The organism is Peribacillus sp. NPDC097198, assembly GCF_044762055.1.
Classification (GTDB): Bacteria; Bacillota; Bacilli; order Bacillales; family DSM-1321; genus Peribacillus.
The window spans coordinates 1-20,465 of the sequence record NZ_JBIWDO010000001.1 but is presented as its reverse complement, the minus strand read 5'-3'; the positions used below and the strand labels follow the sequence as shown (position 1 = coordinate 20,465).

Genomic DNA, 20,465 nt, shown 5'->3' with positions numbered 1-20,465 from the left:
AGTGGTTATAGGGAAATACTATACTATACTAAAATATAAGGAGGAAACTCAGATGCCATCAAACAAAATGATTGGAACCGTCGTATTGGGAGCAGCTGCTTACTTAATGCGCAATAAAGAAACGCGTGAGAAAACAATAAGCCAGATCAAATCAATTGCTAATCCTGAAATGATTGATAAGGTAAAGAGCCAACTCCAATCCTTCACTAAATCAAAATCAAGTAATTCAACAATCAATTAAGGTAGCATGAAAAAAAGCTCCATCAAGGGATAGCATATCCTTGATGGAGCTTTTTTGGTTTCCCGAATTACGTAAAAAGCACCTGCCTTTAAAAAACTGGAGAAAGTTTTTTAAACGGCAGGCGCTTTTATGTCATCAATTACTCAGCTTCTTCACCATTGTCTTCTTTATTGAACCATAATGGATCTTCGTTATCGACCTCACCATTATAATTGATGGTAATCTCTTCTCCCGCCTTAATATCGGTATAAGCGAAGAAATCGAATGTATGATGATCAAAGTTTATGTCATATGTGGCATTCGGCGTATAGGAGTGGTTAAACAGCATGCCATATCCTAAAAGCAGGCAAGTATGGTTGATGCCATACTCAAACGCATAATCCGCTAGCAATGTTTTCTCGATATGAACATGCTCTTCATTTGGATAAGCGATAACCGGTGCTTCATGCAACAGCTCACCTTTTTTAATATCACGTTTTGCGAAAACGCCTCTATTGAACTCTCCATCACTGAGTGTGGAATTTTTAACTTCGATCATATTCGTCACCTACTTGTTCTTTTCTTTTATAGTCCAGATTGTATAAGCTTGACAGCAATTAGGAAGAAAAGCAACTAATTTAGGGAAATTAATCGTTATCCTCTTGAAGAATCCCCAATAAGTGCAAAATAATCTTGGCACAAAAACGCAAAGAAATATGGCGTAAGTGCAAAGGAATTTGTCTATATCGCGGTTTTATTGGGTGAAGATGTAGGATTTTGCTGATAAGTGAAAAGTGGCATGAAAATTGCTGAAAGAAAAAGAATAATTAATCCATTCAGAACTTTCAAGTAGTATAATTTCTAAAGTGGGAATTTTCTGAACTGCGTGCAAAAGCAAAAGGGGATGTACATATGATAGTAAAACGCGAAGAGGAAGTCTTTGAGTATCCAGTCGAAACACCGAAAAAAGAACAGGCGTTAAACAGAGGGTTGAAATCTCGTCACTTAACGATGATTTCCATTGGAGGAGCCATCGGAACAGGATTGTTTCTTAGCAGTGGGGCTGCCATACATACAGCGGGACCAGGCGGTGCTCTACTTGCTTACGCATTGGTCGGGGCCATGGTGTACTTTGTCATGACAAGCTTAGGGGAACTAGCTGCCTTTATGCCAACCAGTGGGTCATTTAGTACATATGGAACGAAATTTGTCGATCCTGCCTTTGGATTTGCCTTGGGTTGGACATATTGGTTCAACTGGTCCATGACTATAGCGGCCGAGTTAGCCGCATCGACCATCATCATGAAATTCTGGTTTCCGGATAGTCCATCACTATTGTGGAGTTTCTCATTTTTAGTGCTTATTTTTCTATTGAACTATCTTTCTGTCAAAGGCTATGGTGAAGGGGAATATTGGTTTTCTTTCATTAAAGTGACGGCCATCATCATTTTTATCATTGTCGGCTTACTCATGATTGTAGGCATTATGGGAGGGGAAGCGGTAGGCTTTAAAAATTTCACAGTGGACGATGCTCCTTTTCCAGGTGGGTTCATGGGGGTATTCATCGTTTTCATAGCAGCAGGTTTTTCTTTTCAGGGGACGGAAATCGTTGGTGTTGCAGCTGGGGAAAGTGAAAATCCAGCTAAAAATATACCGAAGGCCATTAAAAGCGTCTTCTGGAGGATTCTCCTTTTTTACATATTGGCGATTTTCGTGATAGGGCTGCTTATCCCTTATACGAATTCAAGTTTACAAGGCGAGAATGTTATGGTCAGCCCATTTACGCTCATATTTGATAAAGCGGGAGTAGCCTTTGCGGCTTCCCTGATGAACGCCGTGATTTTAACTGCGGTATTATCTGCGGGGAATTCAAGCTTATATGCCTCTACCCGTATGTTATATTCGATGGCTAAAGCCGGGCAAGCACCCCGGATTTTTGCCAAACTGAATAAACGAGGGGTCCCAGTGGCGGGTATGATCTTAACATGTGCCATCGGAATGCTTGCCTTTTTGGCTTCCATATTCGGTGATGGCACCGTATATCTATGGTTAATGAACGCGATCGGGATAACGGGATTTATCTTCTGGCTGGGCATTTCCATAAGCCATTATCGCTTCCGTAAGGCATATGTGTTACAAGGGCATTCATTGGATAAGCTGCCGTACAAGGCTTTATGGTTTCCAATCGGGACGATATTTGCCATTACGATTGGAATGGTCGTCATCTTGGCTCAAAATATCCAAGCGTTCTTTTCGGACCATATCGATTGGGGAAGTGTGGTGGCGGCATACTTAGGAATCCCTCTTTTTCTCGCCCTCTGGTTTGGGTATAAACTGATTAGGAAAACGAGATTCGTTAAGCTCGAAGAAGTAGAAATTAATTTTGATGAAAAGTATGACTGAAAACTTCCGGAACCATGTTCACAGACATGGTTCCGGTTTTTTCATTTTAAAATGAACGTGTACCAATGTTAGTCGCATCGAATTGGATGTGAATGTTGTTTTGCAGGAAATGGTAGGGTGGAAGAAGAATGAGTATATAAGATAGAAATCCCTTCAGAAGATGAAGGCATCCATTTGGTAGAAAAGGAAGGTGCAAGACCGATGACACTACTGACCAATCTGAAAGTGCTAGACTTTTCGACACTTTTGCCAGGGCCATTCGCTACGCTCATGCTTGCAGATTTAGGAGCGGACGTGTTGAAGGTAGAGCGGCCGGCCAAGGATGATACATGGGGAGTCGATCAATATTTGAACCGTTCAAAAAAATCGGTTGCCCTTGATTTAAAACGGCAGGAGTCGATTGATGCCGTAAAGAACTTAGTGAAAGAATACGATATCGTCCTTGAACAGTTCCGGCCGGGTGTCATGGATCGGTTAGGGCTGGGATATGAAGAATTAAAACAAATCAACCCAAAGTTGATCTACTGTTCGCTTACTGGCTTTGGTCACACTGGTCCATACAAGAATCGACCTGGCCATGATATCAACTATATTTCGATAGCGGGATTGTCCGGTTACTCAGGTACGCAAAAAGGAGGACCTGCAAAAAATGGAACACAAATAGCCGACCTTGCAGGAGGCTCCTTACACGCTGTCATCGGGATTTTGTCGGCAGTCATCTACCGGGAGCGGACGGGTGAAGGTCAGTTCATCGATATTAGCATGACCGATTGCAGCTTTGCTTTGAATGCGATATCTGCCCCCCTACATTTACAGGGGGGATTGGAGCTTGAACCGGAAAAGCTGGTATTGAATGGCGGGACGTTTTATGATTTTTATGAAACGAAAGACGGCCGTTACTTCTCGGTTGGTAGCTTAGAGCCATCATTCCGTGAAGTGTTATGTGAAGCAATCGGACAGCCTGAACTGTTCGAGTTAAGCATGAAGCAAGATGCGGAAAGCAGCATCCAATTCAAAAGGATCATCAAGCATGCATTCCTTGAAAAGACATTTGAAGAGTGGCAGGGCATATTCGAAGAGTTCGAGGCTTGTGTCGAACCGGTGCTGACCTTTTCTGAATCGACCCTTCACCCGCAACTGCAAGCGCGCGGCATGATAGTCGAAGTGCCTGATGGAGAAGGAAAGATGCAGAGGCAGATAGCTTGTCCCATCAAAACATCGGTCTTCACTCCAGAGTATAAACATGTTGGGATGAAGCCGGGAGAAAGTAATGATGAGGTTTTTGGCACTCTTGAAATGGAGCGATAACAACGGATGGACCGGCAGATAATCTGCCGGTCTTTTTGTGGATTAAAGGGGAGTCACTTAAGACATGTGAATATTTACTAGTTAAAACGGATCCACACCGGGTAAGAGAGTATCATCCTTCGAATAAGGACTTGTCTGTATACACCAAGCTCAAAATAAGGAGGATGATTGGCATGTTCGGTTTGTCTGATATCACTAAATTTCTCTTTTCCTTTTTTCTGATTTTACCGGTTGTCACGCTCATTCATTTAGGTGGGCATCTATTCTTTGTCACGCTGTTTGGCGGTACGGAGAAAAAAATCAAGATCGGATGTGGAGATAAGATTTTCTCCTTTTGCAATATAGAAGTGAGAAAATACTACTTTTGGAATGGGCATTGTGAGTTCAAGGGATTAAAATATGATAATAAGTTCACGAATAGTTTGATTTATCTAGGGGGAGCCCTCTTTAACCTAATAAGCATGTTGTTGATATATAGTTTGGTTTATCAGGGGATCTTGGAGAAATCGGTCCTCTGGTACCAGTTCATATATTTCTCTTTCTATATTATGTTCTTTTCCTTATTTCCAATGTATTTTTCCGATGGGTCGCCAAGTGATGGAAAGGCCGCAGAATTGACATTGAAGAACCAACTCGATGATAAGGTGACAGATGATGTAGTGGGGAAGAAAGAGGATGAGGACGATCGATGTTGTTGAATAAAGGGACGAGCATAGGCTCGTCCCTTTTTGTTCTTATCCCCATACTTCTTTGGCGACATCCACAACGAATTTTAACTTTTCCCATTGCTGCTCTTCCGTTAGCTTGTTGCCAAGATGTGTGGAAGCGAATCCGCATTGAGGGCTTAAGCACAAGTGTTCATGTGGCACGAATTGTGCCGCTTCTTTAATACGTGATTTAACGGTTTCTTTATCTTCAAGTTCGCCATTCTTCGAAGTAACCACGCCAAGAACGACTTGTGCGCCGTCATTTGGAATGTGTTCTAATGGTTTAAAATCCCCTGAACGATGATCATCGTATTCCAAGAAAAATCCATCTACATTTTCCTTGGCCAATAGAGTTGGGGCGATACGGGCATAGCTACCTTCAAAAGCCCAAGTCGATTGGTAATTCCCACGACAAAGGTGAGTCGTGACAACCAAATCCTCTGGTTTTCCCTCCAACGTCCCATTAATCACGCGCAATGCTAAATCGATTAATTGTTCCCTTGTATATTTCCCCTCTTTGAACTGGAAGTCCGGAGCGGAAAGCCTGGCTATGTATACATCATCTAATTGTAAATAACGTACACCGGCATCGTAAAAGGCTTGTAAAGCATCTTGATAGGCTTTGATAATATCTTTTGCATAGTCTTCGATGTCAGGATAGATTTCTTCATTATGGACCCCTACCGCAAATAATTGATTGGGACTAGGGATGGTTTGTTTCGCCACAGCCCGTCCGTCCACGATTTCATTAAACTCAATAAAGTCTTTAATAAAGGGGTGATCTGGGTTGAAAGAAATTTTTCCTGTATTCCGAACGTTATAACGTTCTGTTTCAATTCCATCAAATGTGAGGCCTTTTTCCGTGACATACCCTTCGATTCCATTTAAATGTTCCAAGAAGTCAAAGTGCCACCAGGTGCGTCTGAATTCCCCATCAGTCACTGCCTCTAAACCGATTTCTATTTGCTTATCGACGATACGCTTGATTTCCTTCGTTTCAACGTCGCGTAATTGTTCTGCGGTAATGATTCCTTCTTTCCGTTGCTTTCTTGCCAGATGTATACTTTCTGGTCTTAATAGACTTCCTACGTGGTCGGCTTTGAATGGAGCTTTCGTTAAAGTGATAGACATGGTAGATTCCTACTTTCCTTATTAAAATATAAAAACCTCTTCTTTCAAAAAAAGAAGAGGTATAATCAGCAATGCTTATATTCTCTTCTTATCTTCAAGTTGAACACTTCTGGAATTAGCACAGTACAGTAAAGTCTGTTGCTGAGGTATCAAAGGGCCAGTCCCTCCACCTCTCTGGATAAGAATATGAACTATTCAATTAATTACGACTATACAGGTAGTATTAGTAAAGGTCAATAGAAAACAGATAATTTAGAATATATGCGTTATTAGAAAGTAAGTTTCTCTTATTCAAAATACTTTTATACACTTTCGCGGTGAAGTATTAAAAAAATCCTTTGACTATTGTCAGAATATTTCTTATAATTGTGTACATTATAGCGAGATAGGGGATTATTTAGATGAAAGATTTTTTTAATAAATTATTAACGGGGATGAGCATAGGGATTGTCGTTTCATTAATTCCGAATGCTTTGTTAGGGGAAATACTTAAACTATTGATTCCACATTTTCCCGTGTTACAGCATATATTCGATATCACCGTTTTCGTGATGAGTTTGTTACCTGTCATGATTGGGGTGATGGTCGGGATTTCGTTCAAGCTACCATCCATTCAAACGGCCAGTATCGGGATAGCGGCCATGGTCGGAAGTGGTGCCATCCAGAAAACGGCTGACGGTTTATTTGCCCTTAATGGGATTGGCGTTGTCATCAATACCGGGATTACCGCGGCATTGACCGTATTGTTCCTGCAATTAATTGGCGACAAATTAAAGGCGTATGCGATTCTCTTGATGCCGACTTTAAGTATCTTGGTACCAGGCATGATTGGATACTTCATTCTGCCATACGTAAAATCCGCTACGGGACTATTAGGAGTCGGCATCGCTAACGTGACGTCCTTGCAACCCATTTTGATGGGAGCCATTATTTCCGTTATCTTCTGTCTTATTATCTTATCCCCCATTTCAACGGTTGGGGTAGCGACGGTCATTATGCTCTCAGGGATAGGATCTGGTGCGGCCAACCTAGGCATCGTGGCAGCTGGTGTTGGCCTAGCCATTGCAAGCTACAAAGCGAATTCATTAGGGACGGCTTTAGCCCATGTGTTGGGTTCCCCTAAGATTCAAATGAGGAATTTCTTCATGAAACCGAAAATTGCGTTTCCCATGTTAATCACGTCAGCTATTCTTGGCGCGTTGGCAGGTTTGTTAAACATACAAGGGACTCCGTATAGTGCTGGATTTGGTTTATCGGGGTTGGTCGGTCCCTTGAACTATATGAAACTGGTGGAAGGCGGATGGATTTTCAGTAACATATCCATCATGGTCATCATTTTCTTCATTCTTCCGATTGTGTTGAACCTTGTACTAATCTACGTTTTCTCAAAGAAATTAAAATGGATTAAAGCAGAAGACTATACCTTGCATTTTGAATAAAAGGAAACCAAATAAAAGAAGCAGTCAGGCGTTTAGCTCTGGCTGCTTCTTTTGATGAGGAGGCTAATTCAAGGGTACTTCAACTTTTAAATCTAGAATCTGCGGTATCTGATGATGGCTAGGATTCATTTCATCCACTTTACTCAGGATAAATACACGTCTAAACGATTCCACTTACCTTCTTTATAGAGGCAAGCTGGACATCGCATCGGTTGAAGAAGAAAATAGAAAGAGCCATAAACCGAAGCGTATCTCGACGGTTCATGGCATCGGTCTCATCCCGTTAGGAGTTGGTCGAAGGGATGAAGGTTTCTGCGATATGAGATGTGATTGCACCGTACTTCTCCTGTTCGCTAGCGGGATAGGTAATGATAAAGGTAGTGCCCACTTGATCATTAAAGTAGTACCTCTTATAGATAATTTTCCTATTTTCTTCGTAGGAAATGACATACCAATCGTCTGTAAGTCGCTGATAGGCGATTTCTTCTGTGATACTTTTCAAATCATCTTCATAATACATTTCAATCGTTTCTTCATCGTTGATTATATTCGTATGGCTAGCAAAGGCGGTAATTTCAAATTCCTCATTATAGAACCTGGCTCCATCACCATTTGTTGGTGGGGTGTCCATATTTAAGCCTTTGGGATAGTACATGGAGAACCCATAACGGCCATTTTGATATAGTTGGTACGCAGTTTTTTGACCGTCGGCTTTTTCTACGGTTTTCTTATCTTCAGTTTTCTTTACTTTCTTTTCTTCTGGTTGCGTTTCTTCCTGGTCTTTCAGGGCAAGATCGACTTGTTCCGTAAGTTTAGTCAACTCAGATTGATAGCTTGATAGTAAGTTATCCGACTCGAAGCTTTTTTCTAAAAGTTGTAATTTCTTTTGTGCTAAGCTGTAACTTTCTTTTTCGATAAGTTCCTTCACAATCTTCATCGTGTCTTCAAACGAAGAAGTTGTTTCCTGATCAGCAAGGATTTCCTCTTTTAGTTTTTTAGCTTCGGTCTGCAACGTGTTCAACGTGCTTTTATTCGTAATGACGGCATTTAGAGATTCAAGGGAAGTATCAAATTCTTTTTCTTCATATGCAGTGACTGCCGTATCCATATGATTTGCCTGATCTAGATAAGCGGAGGCATCCTCATCCCTTTTTTTCTCCTTTAAGGCCAATTCGAATTGGATGGCTGCCTGATGGTAATCCCGTTTTCCTAGATATTCAATCCCCTTGTCCAAAGCATCCTGGTACCCATCATTTGAACATGAAGCAAGGACGAATAAGCAGAGGAGGATAACGGTTAGTGAAAGGCCTTTTTTTATCATGTAATCTCCTATTCTATCGTACGGTATTTTAGTGCGAATTAATTTTACCAGAATTTGAACGCTGTGGGTGGTTTTGCAAGACGAATACAAAATTTAAATTATTTTGTTTGAGCGGTCATTCATCTGTCATCCCGAGTGGCGTTTTATTATTTAAAGGTGGTCAGATAATCAAAAAGGTTTGCGGAACCTGTTAGAACCGTGCAGATACTGATAAAATATGGTAAGTGTGAGGGGAGGGACGGTCATTGGTCGTTCCGCAATTACCCAATTCGGAATAAGATGATTCAACGGAGTTTTTGCATAGGGCAAGGGAGGGAAATCATGTTTGATAAATTCAAGGATATAATCAATAAGGCTACAACGGAGGGGATTTCCATCCCCATTACGGCAAAGATGATGGCAAGTTTAATAGAAAAGAAGTCAGGTGAAGAAGACATTGATGTGCATATTTCACCAGAGTATATCGTGCTGCGCGGGACTACAGAGGTGAAGAAAATGATGTTGAAGAAAAAGGTTGCCTTCACCGTCACCTTGAAACCGGTGCAAATCGAAAAAAGAACGATTCTGTTTCAGCTTGTTGGGATGAAACCGGTTAATGTTAATTTCATCAACCATAAACTGTTTAATAGACCACCATTCTTTGAATATCATAATCGGATGATCAAAATTGATTTTAACGCATGGGATATGGTGAAAAAGGTACCGGTCGGGCAGATTAAGTCATTTGAGCTGGTTGAGGGTGCCATGAATATCAAATTGGCTCTTTGACTATCAAAAAACAACAAAAGGCCTAAATAATGGCTCTTTATTTAGGTTTTTTGTATGCTTAGGGTACACGCATTCTTTTCTAGTGGAATTTGGATAAATGCGAGCGTCCTTATGGAATGATGGTGGGACCTATTGTTTTTACGGCAGGTTCTGATTATGATGGGATTGTTAGCATAGGAGGAGGATATGATGGATCAGAAGATACTGCCTGCTTCGGCAAGCATGAAGGATTTCGAGAGGTTCTTGGAGAGTTCCTATGAGATAGGGGTTTTTCTGGATTTACATATATCACAGCTGAAAAATGTGAGCTTGATGGCCAAGCAACGTAATAAGAAAATGATTTTCCATGTAGATTTGATTCAAGGAATCAAAAGTGATGAGTATGCCACGGAATTCATTTGCCAGGAGGTCCAACCTTATGGCTTGATTTCGACAAAGTCCAGTGTGATTTTAAAAGCGAAGCAAAAGGGCGTTGTTGCGATTCAACGGATTTTTTTAATAGATTCCCATGCGTTGGAGAAAAGTTATAAGTTGGTAAAGAAGACAAAGCCTGATTATATCGAAGTGTTGCCAGGTGCCATGCCCTGGATGATTAAAGAGGTGAAGGAACATTTGCAAACGCCGATTTTGGCCGGAGGGTTGATCCGTAATTCAGATGAGGTCCTGAACGCACTTGAGGCGGGAGCATCGTCGATCACCACTTCCAAAACGGAGTTATGGAATATGTTTAAATAAAAAATATAAAACAATTTTCTATTTTTTGATAAATAGTTTGACAGCGTTTTCATTAACTAGTATATTAATCTAAAATACAAGTTAATAGATGTGACGGAGATAAGGAGATTCACAACGGAAAATTCCCATTTACTTGTGGGATAGTTCTGCTGTGGGCCTCCTTTTATTGATTTATGGTCATTATTCTAGAGGGGAAGAGGTTTTAATATGACACCATTTTGGGGAGAAGTAGTAGGTACGATGATTTTGGTTCTTTTTGGTGCAGGTATCGGGGCGGGATCTTCATTGAAAGGATCTTATGCCAAAGATGCTGGATGGATTGTCGTGACGATTGCGTGGGGGTTAGCTGTGACAATGGGTGTTTTTGCAGTCGGTTCCATTAGTGGTGCCCATTTAAATCCGGCTGTCACCATAGGTTTTGCACTTATCGGGGAGTTTCCTTGGGGAGACGTTCCAGGATATATCATAGGTCAGTTAATTGGTGGGATTCTAGGTGCAACATTAGTATTCTTGCATTATTTACCGCACTGGAAGGGTACGAACGATCCGGGTGCCAAGCTTGGTGTATTCGCGACTTCACCAGCGATCCCACATACTTTTTCCAATCTATTAAGCGAAATGATTGGTACATTCATCCTTGTTCTTGGTTTACTATTCATAGGGGCCAATGAATTTACGGAAGGGTTAAATCCATTTGCAGTCGGTTTATTGATTGTTGTGATCGGGATGTCCCTAGGTGGGACAACAGGATACGCCATTAACCCTGCCCGTGACTTGGGTCCACGTATTGCACATTTTCTTCTTCCTATTCCAGGTAAAGGAGATTCGAATTGGGGCTATTCATGGATTCCAGTCGTAGGTCCGATAGTAGGTGGGGGACTCGGAGCCATCTTTTATAAAGCATTCTTTTTAGGTGAAATCACGATAGTAAGTTGGTCTGTTTTTGCAGGAAGCCTAGTATTATTGATAGTGGCTTACGTATTTGGAAAAAAACAGTCGCATGAAATAGAGAGTAAGAATATAGCTAGTTAATTTAAAGAGGTTGGGGGAAAATACTATGAAAAAATACATCTTATCTTTGGATCAAGGAACAACAAGCACACGGGCAATATTGTTCAATGAAAAGGGCGAGTTGGTCCATGTAGCCCAAAGGGAGTTTACACAGCATTTCCCGAAACCGGGCTGGGTTGAGCATGATGCCAATGAGATTTGGGGGTCGGTTTTAGCCGTCATTGCGAGCGTCATATCGGAATCCGGAATAAAGCCTGAACAAATTGCCGGAATCGGAATAACGAACCAGCGTGAAACGACAGTCGTATGGGATAAGGAAACGTCAGTCCCTATCTATAATGCCATCGTATGGCAATCCAGACAGACGAGTGCCATCTGCGAAGAGTTGAAGGAAAAAGGTCATAATGACATGTTCCGTAAGAAAACGGGATTATTGATTGATGCTTATTTTTCCGGTACAAAGGTGAAATGGATCCTTGATAATGTGGAAGGTGCACGTCAAAAGGCCGATGAAGGCAAACTACTATTTGGAACGATCGATACGTGGTTGATCTGGAAGCTCTCAGGAGGAAAAGCCCATGTGACGGACTATTCCAATGCTTCAAGAACGTTGATGTATAACATCCATGAACTGAAGTGGGATGAAGAGATTCTGGAAATCCTGGATGTTCCAAAGTCCATGTTACCGGAAGTCAGACCTTCTTCAGAAGTGTATGCGAACACGATCGAATATCATTTCTTCGGGCAATCGATTCCAATTGCCGGTGCAGCAGGTGACCAACAAGCCGCTTTATTCGGCCAAGCTTGCTTTAATCAGGGAATGGCGAAAAATACGTATGGAACAGGATGTTTCATGCTTATGAATACGGGTGAAAAAGCAGTCGATTCCGAACATGGCCTATTGACGACGCTTGCCTGGGGATTGAATGGCAAGGTTGAATATGCACTGGAAGGCAGCATATTCGTAGCCGGTTCTGCAATCCAATGGTTACGTGATGGCATGCGGATGCTGAATAACGCCCAGGATAGTGAGGCGTATGCAAAACGAGTGGACAGCACGGATGGCGTCTATGTGGTGCCAGCCTTCGTAGGACTGGGAACCCCATACTGGGACAGCGATGTACGTGGCTCTGTATTTGGACTAACACGTGGGACAACGAAAGAGCACTTTATACGCGCTACCCTTGAATCCCTTGCCTACCAAGCGAAGGATGTCCTGGATGCGATGGAAGCAGACTCAGGTATTGCGCTGAAGACATTGCGAGTGGATGGCGGGGCAGTGAAGAACGACTTCTTAATGCAATTCCAAAGTGATTTATTAGGGGTACCCGTGGAAAGGCCGACACTGAATGAAACGACAGCGCTGGGTGCCGCATACTTGGCTGGACTAGCGGTTGGCTATTGGAAGGATCAAGAAGAAATCGCCCAGCAGTGGGTAATAGACAAGACTTTCACGCCTTCCATGGAAGAGAAGGAAAGTGAAAAATTATACGAAGGCTGGAAAAAGGCCGTGCACGCGGCAATGGCTTTTAAATAAAATAAGCAAAGTCTTTTAAATACAGGCAACACTATGATATACTGAAATCAAGTTAATAACTCGGCCGGAGAATAGGAGAGACCACGAATGCGTTATCGAGAAATCGATGATGTGCATTTGTGGTCTCTTTCTCTATATTTATATCCTGATTATGGTTATTAGCTTACTAGAATGGGAAGATAATAGAGTATATGCTGATTATTAGAAGAACCAACAAGATAACACCCCAAGGAGGAGTTAGATATGAGGTTTTCAAATAGATATAGAAAAGAAACAATCGATAAATTAAAAAAGGAGAAATTTGATTTAGTTGTAATAGGTGGAGGAATCACCGGTGCAGGGATAGCATTGGATGCGACCGTACGCGGCATGAAAGTGGCATTAGTTGAAATGCAAGACTTTGCGGCTGGTACATCAAGTCGATCAACCAAGCTTGTCCACGGTGGATTGCGTTACCTTAAGCAGTTGGAAGTGAAGATGGTTGCCGAGGTAGGTAAAGAGAGAGAAATCGTTTTTGAAAATGGACCGCACGTAACGACACCGGAATGGATGCTCCTTCCGATGCATGCAGGTGGGACATTTGGCAAATTCAGCACATCTATCGGTCTCCGTGTCTATGATTTCCTTGCAGGCGTCAAGAGAAGTGAACGGAGAAAAATGCTTACTGCGGATGAAACCTTGAAGAAAGAACCGCTTGTCAAGAAAGACGGGCTTAAAGGTGGAGGGTATTATGTTGAGTACCGTACGGATGATGCGCGTCTGACGATTGAAGTCATGAAGGCGGCCGTCGATAAAGGGGCGACTCCCATCAACTATACGAAGGTAGAAAAATTGGTCTATGAAGATGGTAAAATTGCTGGAGTAAAAGTCCGGGACGTACATTCAGATGAAGAATACGAAATACTTGGAGCAAAAGTGGTCAATGCAGCTGGACCATGGGTCGATTCAATTCGTGAAAAAGATAACTCGAAAAAAGGAAAAACGCTTAAGCTATCCAAGGGTGTTCACATCGTCATCGACCAATCGAAGTTCCCTTTGAAACAGGCCATTTATTTCGATACGCCGGATAAACGGATGGTCTTTGCCATTCCGCGTGCGGGTAAAGCTTATGTGGGAACGACAGATACCTTTTATGAAGGAGATCCGATAGATCCGGGTGTAACGCAAGAAGACCGTGATTATATCTTGAAGGCGATAGCTTTCATGTTCCCTGAAGTGAAGGTTACGGATGCAGATATCGAGTCAACCTGGTCCGGTGTAAGACCATTGATTCTGGAAGAAGGCAAGGACCCCTCTGAAATTTCACGAAAAGATGAAATATGGGTGTCCGATTCAGGTCTTATCACGATTGCCGGTGGGAAATTGACCGGGTACCGCAAAATGGCCAAAACGACCGTAGACCTAGTGGCCAAGAAGTTTTCAGAGGACTTGAACAAATTGTTCGCTGATCATAGTACAAAACGGATCCGCGTTTCAGGTGGAGATGTAGGTGGGTCGAACAACTTCCCTGAATACATCAAGAACCATATTCAAATGGGTGTAGATGCAGGGCTCTCTGTTGAAGATTCCAGAAAGATCCTGTCCATGTACGGATCGAACGCGCCGGTGTTATTTAACATTGCTATCAATGAAAAGGATGGGGGAAGCCGTACAGGCCTACCGCAAGTGTTATTCGTACAATTGCAATATGCACTGGACCATGAAATGGCAGCCACTCCTGTAGATTTCTTCTTCCGCAGAACTGGAACGCTTCTGTTTGATATCGATTTGGTTCAAACGCATAAAGAAGCCGTAACCAACTACATGGCTGAATACTTTGGTTGGAACGAATCAGTTACAAAGAAAAGAACAAGCGAACTGGAACACGCAATACAAGGCGCTACTTCAGTCTTGTGACCTCCATATGAAAGTAGAAACGCCAGCGGATAACGCAGGCGTTTCTTTTTTTATGCTGTCAAGAAGGTTCCCCTTTTTTACGACAAAATTATTTCAAATGTAAGAAAAACTAACATAACATATTGTGGAAAAATATAAATTGTTATATAATTTTGAATATTCTAATCGATAAAAGGGGGGAACTTACTTGAAGGAATTCATAGATGCTTTGAATGGAGTGTTATGGAGCTCGCCGGTCATTTATATCTTATTGGGGGTCGGGCTATTATTCTCTATATTGACGCGTTTTCTACAAGTTAGGCATATTAAAGAAATGATTGTATTGATGTTCCGGGGAAAGAGTTCGAAAGCGGGGGTTTCCTCATTCCAGGCTTTATCCATTGCCCTTTCAGGACGTGTCGGGACAGGGAATATAGCTGGGGTGGCGACGGCCATCGCCTTCGGTGGACCAGGAGCGGTTTTTTGGATGTGGGCCATTGCTTTCATAGGGGCATCCAGCGCATTCATAGAATCTACGTTAGCCCAGATTTATAAAGTGAAGCAAGACGGTCAATATCGTGGGGGGCCTGCTTATTATATTGAAAAAGGGATAGGGTGGAAATGGTTCGCCGTCCTCTTCGCAGGCGCGGCACTTATCGCAATGGCGATTCTTATGCCGGGCGTCCAGTCCAATTCCATTGCCGCTGGAGTGGAAAATGCCTTCGGTGTTGAGCCGTTCATCACAGGAATTGCCGTGGTCCTTTTACTTGGGTTCATCATATTCGGTGGCGTAAAGAGGATCGCTAATGCAGCACAACTAATTGTTCCGTTTATGGCCCTCGGGTATATTCTATTATCCGTTATCATCGTCTTCATGAATATCGCAGAATTACCCGGTGTCATATCATTAATATTTAGAAGTGCTTTTGGTCTGGATTCTGCATTTGGCGGGTTGATCGGGATGGCCATCGCGTGGGGAGTGAAACGCGGCGTGTACTCGAATGAGGCTGGTCAAGGAACGGGTGCTCACCCAGCAGCTGCAGCCGAAGTTTCCCATCCGGCCAAGCAAGGCCTTGTCCAAGCTTTTTCCGTTTATATAGACACCCTATTCGTTTGTTCGGCTACTGCCTTCATGATCTTATTCACGGGCATGTACAATACGCAAGCGGAAGATGGGACATCAATCGTGAATAACTTAGGAGAGGTGGAACCGGGTCCAGGCTATACACAAGCGGCCATTGATAGTGTGATTCCTGGGTTTGGTGCAGGATTCGTGGCTATAGCCCTCTTTTTCTTCGCCTTTACGACCATCATGGCCTACTATTATATCGCAGAAACGAACATTGCTTACCTGATGCGAAATCGGAATAGTAAATGGGCGATGCACACCTTGAAGGTCATTATCCTTGCCGCCACTTTTTATGGAACGATCCGAACGGCAGAAGTGGCTTGGGCCTTAGGGGATGCGGGGTTAGGAATCATGGTATGGCTCAATATCATAGCGATTCTGATTCTAGCCAAACCAGCACTCATAACATTAAGGGATTACGAGAAACAAAAGAAACAAGGGGTGGACCCAGTTTTTGATCCAAAAGCATTGGGGATTAAAAATGCGGATTTCTGGGAGCATGAATATATGAAGGATGAAGAGAAAATATCATAATCCTATGAAATGATATATGTATTTCAATTAAGCTAGCTCGAGTGATTGGGCTAGCTTTTTTTGATGTCATTACCAAAAAGGGAACTACATATTATGAGTAAAGAAATGGATAGCGGACTAGCGGAGTCGGGCGTGTCTTCATATTCACAAAGGTGGTAAATGGACCAATATTATACATTTGGTTATAATGAGACTATCTATAGGTAATCGTTCGTTCAGTTAATGTCACGGAAAAGGGAAAGTAAATAATCCTTCACTTAAGTTTGGTGAGAAGTTCGTAAAAAAGTGGTGGTAAAGGGAGGCGAGTGGAATGGTTGCCGTATTGGTTGCTGTATTTAAAGAAGTTGGAGAAATAGTGAGCTTGGTATTAGGATTGATTATCGCCTTGATGCTGATGGTTGGGTTGGGTGTAGCCCTTACAAAAGTACAAGAATCCGTTCTAGTACCCGCTGTTCGCAAGATCAAGAAAATGATGAGTAGAAGTTAGCGTAAATGCCTTCACTCCCCGAATCATTCTCGCAATATTCCCTACCTGACGAGATAAAAGCGGAGTGTAAAGAACACTCCGCCGTGTACTACTATTTTAATATAAAACTTTACCGTCTATGCTTGAATTAAAGGGTGACAATAATCGGGCCATTTTTAGTAAGGATAATCGTATGCTCCAATTGAGCTACAAAGCTTTTTTCTGTGGCATAGGTCCAATTATCTTCTTTTTGGAATACTTCTTCTTCAAAGGTTGAAATAAATGGCTCGAATGCGATAACCATCCCTTCCTTTAGTATTTCGTTATCCCAAGGATCATAATAATTACATATATGGGCAGGTGCTTCGTGGATCTTTCGTCCAACACCATGTCCCGTAAGATTTTCGATAACAGTGAATCCATGTTGTTTCGCGGTTTCAAAGACCGCTTTTCCGATTTTGCTTTTCTTGGCACCAGGTTTTGCTTTCTTGAGACCTGCATCAAATGCCTTTTTAGCGACATCGCATAGTTTCGTTAAGACTTCATTGCCCTCTCCTACTACAAATGAGATTCCTGTATCTGCGAAATAACCATTCTTTGAAGCGGAGACATCTATATTTACGAGATCCCCTTCTTGAATAACCCGTTCACCTGGAATGCCATGCGCTACTTCTTCGTTAATGCTAATGCAAGTATAACCAGGAAAATCATATTCCCCTTTTGGGGCGGAAATGGCACCTGCCTTCTTTAGCAGTTCTCCAGCAATATCATCAAGTTCTTTGGTCGTTACGCCAGGAATTGATCTTTGTACCAATTCATCTCTAATGGAGGCAATAATTTTGCCGATTTCTTTCAAGCCATTAAAATCTTCTTCAGTCTTTGCAATCATTCTTTCACCTCATTAATTATTTATATAGGAGTTATTAATTGTACCCTTATTTCCACTTTAGTTAAAATAAATGTGAAAAAGTGCCTGACGAATTTATTCCGAAAACAGTTAGCTCCTTCACTCTTCTAAAAATATCAGAAACACAAGAAAAAACAACTGATGAGTGGCTGGTTTGAATCGTCCGATGTGAGATGAGAATGGTATCGAGGCAAAGATAAGTAAAATGTAGCTATTCCAACGTAGAGGGAAAAAGCATGAATTACTGTTAAGGCGATTATAAAGGGAAGTTTTTTGAGAAGAAAAGGGGAGGGATACAAAGAAAAAAACCCTTTGCTTAAAAGCAAAGGGTTTTGAAGTATGGAGACTAGGGGGATCGAACCCCTGACCTCTTGGCTGCCAGCCAAACGCTCTCCCAGCTGAGCTAAGCCCCCGGGTTATGGTACAATAATTATTTTATTCGGAATCTGAAGAAAAGTCAATATTAAATTTTATAATTTGTAAAATGAGTAAGAAAAACCCGTTTGAAGGAATTCAAACGGGTTTTGTACATTAGCCATTTTCAATTTCCACTCTGGATATTTCACTGAGTTTAGAGACGGTATAGTACACCTCGGAAGTCTTGACTTTATAATCGACCAACACTTTTAGTGTTAAAAGGTGAAGGTCTTCTTCGACATCTTTAATCCGAAGCGCCTTGATGTAAATATTCTCTTCTTTAATTTTCTTCAGTACGATAGCAATATCATCTTTACCCTTGATCTCTAGCTTTAGAAAGATTTCCTTTTGTCTCAATTTTCTTGGTCCGAGCCAAGTGACAAGGGACGGCACCAATTCGACACTGATGATTAACAGGATGACTCCAGCAATCGCTTCAAGGAAGAAACCGGCCCCAACCGCAATCCCAATACCTGCGGCACCCCATATGATGGCGGCGGTCGTTAAACCGGAAATGCTGTTATTATCGCGACGCAGGATGACCCCTGCACCGATGAAACCGACCCCTGATACGATTTGGGCCGCAAGACGAAGAGGGTCCATCGTGATATTAACATCGTCACTGCCTGGAAATTTATAAGCTGATTCCAACGAAACGATTGTTAATAAACAGCTGACGATGGAAATGACCAGACTTGTTTTTAGTCCGACTGGTTTCCGTTTCATCTCCCTCTCTAACCCAATGATTAATCCGAGGAGAGCCGAAATCCCTAACTTTATCAATATCTGCAGTTCAGATTGAGGTTCGAACACCCATTCCATACCATTCACATCTCCTCAGAAAAGATAGAAGAATTAATAATCTATTCAATATTGCCCATTTCAAATAAACTATCCCTTATAATTCTACCATAGTAAAATAAACTTCAAACTAGAATTCGGGGAAAGAGGAGAGAGAATGCAGCCCAAACCAAAAATGAATCCCTATTTGGCTTTAGCTATAGGAGTAGCCTCGGTCTCTTTTTCGGCGATCTTGGTCAAATTAGCAACTGCGCCTTCGGGAATCATTGCTTTTTATCGATTATTATTTACCGTTCTATTGATGCTTCCTGTTTTCCTTATCAAGTATCGGCATGAACTCAAGCTCATCCGGAAAAAGGACTGGTTGTTATCGATTGCCGCTGGTGTGTTTCTAGCCTTTCATTTCATACTGTGGTTTGAATCGCTCAATTACACATCCGTGGCCAGTTCGACAGTCCTTGTCACACTTCAGCCGTTATTCGCTTTCGCGGGGGCTTACTTCTTTTTTAAAGAAAGGTTTTCGTTGAGAGCGATAGGTAGTGGCGTCATCGCGATAGCCGGAAGTTTTGTCATCAGCTGGGGAGATTTCCGAATCAGTGGGATGGCACTTTGGGGAGATGTCCTAGCCCTTATCGCATGTGCATTAGTAACGGGTTACCTATTGTTTGGACAGAGTGTTGTAAAACGTATCTCTTCTATAACATACACATTTGTCGTGTATAGCATTAGTGCGGTCACTTTGTTCGTCTATGTTCTTGTTAAAGGCGAGGCACTCGCGCCCTATGCCGTTGAAGATTGGATCTATTTCATTCTCCTTGCCATCTTTCCAACGTTATTAGGACATTCGTTATTCAACTGGACATTGAAATGGCTAAGTACTACAACCATTTCGATGGCGATACTTCTGGAGCCGGTAGGGGCCACGGTCCTTGCCTACTTTATTCTCGATGAGCCTATTCTATGGACTCAAGTTCTCGGAGGCACCATCATCTTGGTTGGCCTAACGACGTTTTTAAAAGCTGAAGGGAAAGAAGGTTGAAAAAGACTCATATAAAAGCAGTAAGTCTGACGCGACTTACTGCTTTTATTCATAGGGATAGAATAAATAGGTCATCCTGGTGAAAATCAAGGCGAAAATAAAGCTGAATAAGAAGGTCGTGCCGTTCACTTTCCCTTTTTCTTTACTGAATTTAATGGCTTCATAAAAAGCGGTGCAGAATAAATAAAGAGCCATGCTATAACAAATGAGTAGCGCAACCAATAAAAGATTCATCATTTCACCTCATAAAAAAGATATCAATCTATCTATATATAAATTCAAGATGAAATATGCGGGATATTTTAATTTTGTTATGGGGATAAAGTGAATGCAGGGGAAGTTTATATAGAAGAAATGAAAATGAAAACTTTTTTAAAAAAACTTTGTAAAAATATATTGCAAACATTTTTTATACATGGTATATTATTTCTTGTCGCTAAGACAGCAACTTAAACGGCTTAACAAGCTGTTGAAAATTATTTTAAAAAAGTTGTTGACGAACAGCGACAAAACATGATAAACTAACGAAGTCGCTTTGAGAGAAACGACAACGAAATTGCTCTTTGAAAACTGAACAAAACAAAGCGCCAACGTAAATTTTGAGTGAGCACACACTATAAAAAAGCAAAATGAGCAAGTCAAACATTTCTTCGGAGAGTTTGATCCTGGCTCAGGACGAACGCTGGCGGCGTGCCTAATACATGCAAGTCGAGCGAA

Annotated in this window: 19 protein-coding genes, 1 tRNA gene, 1 rRNA gene and 1 riboswitch; of the genes, 14 read left to right on the top strand and 7 right to left on the bottom strand. The window is 41.9% G+C overall.

Annotation, left to right across the window (positions count from 1 at the left end; all coding sequences use genetic code 11):
* Nucleotides 1-52: 52 nt before the first annotated feature.
* Nucleotides 53-241: a hypothetical protein gene (locus ACIQXQ_RS00105; protein WP_402871278.1), complete on the top strand. Its 189-nt coding sequence runs from the start codon at nucleotides 53-55 to the stop codon at nucleotides 239-241.
* Nucleotides 242-380: 139 nt separating this feature from the next.
* Here the strand turns inward: ACIQXQ_RS00105 and ACIQXQ_RS00100 are convergent, their stop codons facing one another.
* Nucleotides 381-779: an SET domain-containing protein gene (locus ACIQXQ_RS00100; protein ID WP_402871281.1), complete on the bottom strand. Its 399-nt coding sequence runs from the start codon at nucleotides 777-779 to the stop codon at nucleotides 381-383.
* Between the two features lie 353 nt (nucleotides 780-1,132).
* Between ACIQXQ_RS00100 and ACIQXQ_RS00095 the strand changes: the two genes are divergently transcribed.
* The 3 genes from ACIQXQ_RS00095 (at nucleotide 1,133) to ACIQXQ_RS00085 (ending at nucleotide 4,629) form a co-directional block, all read left to right on the top strand.
* A complete protein-coding gene (locus tag ACIQXQ_RS00095) occupies nucleotides 1,133-2,623 on the top strand; it encodes an amino acid permease (RefSeq protein ID WP_402954167.1) in 1,491 nt (496 codons plus the stop codon).
* Nucleotides 2,624-2,797: 174 nt separating this feature from the next.
* Entirely contained in the window at nucleotides 2,798-3,931 is a 1,134-nt protein-coding gene (locus tag ACIQXQ_RS00090; protein ID WP_402954165.1) for a CaiB/BaiF CoA transferase family protein, read from the top strand.
* Between the two features lie 173 nt (nucleotides 3,932-4,104).
* On the top strand, nucleotides 4,105-4,629 hold the full coding sequence (locus ACIQXQ_RS00085; RefSeq protein ID WP_402876034.1) for a hypothetical protein: 525 nt from the start codon (nucleotides 4,105-4,107) through the stop codon (nucleotides 4,627-4,629).
* Between the two features lie 36 nt (nucleotides 4,630-4,665).
* Here the strand turns inward: ACIQXQ_RS00085 and ACIQXQ_RS00080 are convergent, their stop codons facing one another.
* Nucleotides 4,666-5,769, bottom strand: a complete 1,104-nt coding sequence (locus ACIQXQ_RS00080; RefSeq protein ID WP_402954163.1) for a 5-methyltetrahydropteroyltriglutamate--homocysteine S-methyltransferase — start codon at nucleotides 5,767-5,769, stop codon at nucleotides 4,666-4,668.
* Between the two features lie 85 nt (nucleotides 5,770-5,854).
* Nucleotides 5,855-5,954: riboswitch (SAM riboswitch) on the bottom strand.
* Between the two features lie 216 nt (nucleotides 5,955-6,170).
* Between ACIQXQ_RS00080 and ACIQXQ_RS00075 the strand changes: the two genes are divergently transcribed.
* Nucleotides 6,171-7,208: a PTS sugar transporter subunit IIC gene (locus tag ACIQXQ_RS00075; protein WP_402954161.1), complete on the top strand. Its 1,038-nt coding sequence runs from the start codon at nucleotides 6,171-6,173 to the stop codon at nucleotides 7,206-7,208.
* 283 nt (nucleotides 7,209-7,491) lie between these two features.
* Here the strand turns inward: ACIQXQ_RS00075 and ACIQXQ_RS00070 are convergent, their stop codons facing one another.
* A complete protein-coding gene (locus ACIQXQ_RS00070) occupies nucleotides 7,492-8,529 on the bottom strand; it encodes an outer membrane protein assembly factor BamD (RefSeq protein WP_402954158.1) in 1,038 nt (345 codons plus the stop codon).
* Between the two features lie 321 nt (nucleotides 8,530-8,850).
* On the opposite strand from ACIQXQ_RS00070, the gene ACIQXQ_RS00065 reads away from it, so the two are divergent.
* From ACIQXQ_RS00065 to ACIQXQ_RS00035, 7 genes are all read left to right on the top strand, one after another.
* On the top strand, nucleotides 8,851-9,297 hold the full coding sequence (locus tag ACIQXQ_RS00065; RefSeq protein WP_402954156.1) for a hypothetical protein: 447 nt from the start codon (nucleotides 8,851-8,853) through the stop codon (nucleotides 9,295-9,297).
* A gap of 189 nt (nucleotides 9,298-9,486) precedes the next feature.
* Entirely contained in the window at nucleotides 9,487-10,032 is a 546-nt protein-coding gene (locus ACIQXQ_RS00060) for a glycerol-3-phosphate responsive antiterminator (RefSeq protein ID WP_402876044.1), read from the top strand.
* A 207-nt stretch (nucleotides 10,033-10,239) separates the two neighbouring features.
* Nucleotides 10,240-11,064: an MIP/aquaporin family protein gene (locus ACIQXQ_RS00055; protein WP_402876046.1), complete on the top strand. Its 825-nt coding sequence runs from the start codon at nucleotides 10,240-10,242 to the stop codon at nucleotides 11,062-11,064.
* A gap of 25 nt (nucleotides 11,065-11,089) precedes the next feature.
* On the top strand, nucleotides 11,090-12,580 hold the full coding sequence (gene glpK, locus ACIQXQ_RS00050; RefSeq protein ID WP_402876048.1) for a glycerol kinase GlpK: 1,491 nt from the start codon (nucleotides 11,090-11,092) through the stop codon (nucleotides 12,578-12,580).
* Between the two features lie 243 nt (nucleotides 12,581-12,823).
* Nucleotides 12,824-14,476 carry a glycerol-3-phosphate dehydrogenase/oxidase gene (locus tag ACIQXQ_RS00045; RefSeq protein ID WP_402876050.1) on the top strand — a complete coding sequence of 551 codons (1,653 nt, stop codon included), beginning with the start codon at nucleotides 12,824-12,826 and terminating at the stop codon, nucleotides 14,474-14,476.
* A 187-nt stretch (nucleotides 14,477-14,663) separates the two neighbouring features.
* Entirely contained in the window at nucleotides 14,664-16,118 is a 1,455-nt protein-coding gene (locus ACIQXQ_RS00040) for an alanine/glycine:cation symporter family protein (RefSeq protein WP_402954154.1), read from the top strand.
* A 310-nt stretch (nucleotides 16,119-16,428) separates the two neighbouring features.
* Entirely contained in the window at nucleotides 16,429-16,605 is a 177-nt protein-coding gene (locus tag ACIQXQ_RS00035) for a hypothetical protein (RefSeq protein WP_402876053.1), read from the top strand.
* Between the two features lie 127 nt (nucleotides 16,606-16,732).
* Here the strand turns inward: ACIQXQ_RS00035 and map are convergent, their stop codons facing one another.
* The 3 genes from map to ACIQXQ_RS00020 all read right to left on the bottom strand — a co-directional run bounded on the left by map (nucleotide 16,733) and on the right by ACIQXQ_RS00020 (nucleotide 18,730).
* The gene (gene map / locus ACIQXQ_RS00030) at nucleotides 16,733-17,473 is read right to left on the bottom strand and encodes a type I methionyl aminopeptidase (RefSeq protein WP_402954152.1); all 741 of its coding nucleotides are present in this window, start codon (nucleotides 17,471-17,473) and stop codon (nucleotides 16,733-16,735) included.
* Between the two features lie 358 nt (nucleotides 17,474-17,831).
* Nucleotides 17,832-17,904 (bottom strand) — tRNA-Ala (locus ACIQXQ_RS00025).
* Nucleotides 17,905-18,022: 118 nt separating this feature from the next.
* A complete protein-coding gene (locus ACIQXQ_RS00020) occupies nucleotides 18,023-18,730 on the bottom strand; it encodes an MgtC/SapB family protein (protein WP_402876056.1) in 708 nt (235 codons plus the stop codon).
* A gap of 136 nt (nucleotides 18,731-18,866) precedes the next feature.
* Between ACIQXQ_RS00020 and ACIQXQ_RS00015 the strand changes: the two genes are divergently transcribed.
* Nucleotides 18,867-19,748, top strand: coding sequence for a DMT family transporter (locus ACIQXQ_RS00015; protein ID WP_402954150.1), 882 nt, complete (start codon nucleotides 18,867-18,869; stop codon nucleotides 19,746-19,748).
* 45 nt (nucleotides 19,749-19,793) lie between these two features.
* On the opposite strand, the gene ACIQXQ_RS00010 is transcribed toward ACIQXQ_RS00015, so the two are convergent.
* The gene (locus tag ACIQXQ_RS00010; RefSeq protein WP_402876058.1) at nucleotides 19,794-19,982 is read right to left on the bottom strand and encodes a hypothetical protein; all 189 of its coding nucleotides are present in this window, start codon (nucleotides 19,980-19,982) and stop codon (nucleotides 19,794-19,796) included.
* A gap of 413 nt (nucleotides 19,983-20,395) precedes the next feature.
* Between ACIQXQ_RS00010 and ACIQXQ_RS00005 the strand changes: the two genes are divergently transcribed.
* Nucleotides 20,396-20,465, top strand: a 16S ribosomal RNA gene (locus ACIQXQ_RS00005); the annotation flags it as partial.

Coding starts and splice junctions, on each gene's coding strand:
- ACIQXQ_RS00105 (WP_402871278.1), top strand. CDS start 53: ATGCCATCAAACAAAATGATTGGAACCGTCGTATTGGGAGCAGCTGCT.
- ACIQXQ_RS00100 (WP_402871281.1), bottom strand. CDS start 779: ATGATCGAAGTTAAAAATTCCACACTCAGTGATGGAGAGTTCAATAGA.
- ACIQXQ_RS00095 (WP_402954167.1), top strand. CDS start 1,133: ATGATAGTAAAACGCGAAGAGGAAGTCTTTGAGTATCCAGTCGAAACA.
- ACIQXQ_RS00085 (WP_402876034.1), top strand. CDS start 4,105: ATGTTCGGTTTGTCTGATATCACTAAATTTCTCTTTTCCTTTTTTCTG.
- ACIQXQ_RS00080 (WP_402954163.1), bottom strand. CDS start 5,769: ATGTCTATCACTTTAACGAAAGCTCCATTCAAAGCCGACCACGTAGGA.
- ACIQXQ_RS00075 (WP_402954161.1), top strand. CDS start 6,171: ATGAAAGATTTTTTTAATAAATTATTAACGGGGATGAGCATAGGGATT.
- ACIQXQ_RS00070 (WP_402954158.1), bottom strand. CDS start 8,529: ATGATAAAAAAAGGCCTTTCACTAACCGTTATCCTCCTCTGCTTATTC.
- ACIQXQ_RS00065 (WP_402954156.1), top strand. CDS start 8,851: ATGTTTGATAAATTCAAGGATATAATCAATAAGGCTACAACGGAGGGG.
- ACIQXQ_RS00060 (WP_402876044.1), top strand. CDS start 9,487: ATGGATCAGAAGATACTGCCTGCTTCGGCAAGCATGAAGGATTTCGAG.
- ACIQXQ_RS00055 (WP_402876046.1), top strand. CDS start 10,240: ATGACACCATTTTGGGGAGAAGTAGTAGGTACGATGATTTTGGTTCTT.
- glpK (WP_402876048.1), top strand. CDS start 11,090: ATGAAAAAATACATCTTATCTTTGGATCAAGGAACAACAAGCACACGG.
- ACIQXQ_RS00045 (WP_402876050.1), top strand. CDS start 12,824: ATGAGGTTTTCAAATAGATATAGAAAAGAAACAATCGATAAATTAAAA.
- ACIQXQ_RS00035 (WP_402876053.1), top strand. CDS start 16,429: ATGGTTGCCGTATTGGTTGCTGTATTTAAAGAAGTTGGAGAAATAGTG.
- map (WP_402954152.1), bottom strand. CDS start 17,473: ATGATTGCAAAGACTGAAGAAGATTTTAATGGCTTGAAAGAAATCGGC.
- ACIQXQ_RS00020 (WP_402876056.1), bottom strand. CDS start 18,730: ATGGAATGGGTGTTCGAACCTCAATCTGAACTGCAGATATTGATAAAG.
- ACIQXQ_RS00015 (WP_402954150.1), top strand. CDS start 18,867: ATGCAGCCCAAACCAAAAATGAATCCCTATTTGGCTTTAGCTATAGGA.
- ACIQXQ_RS00010 (WP_402876058.1), bottom strand. CDS start 19,982: ATGAATCTTTTATTGGTTGCGCTACTCATTTGTTATAGCATGGCTCTT.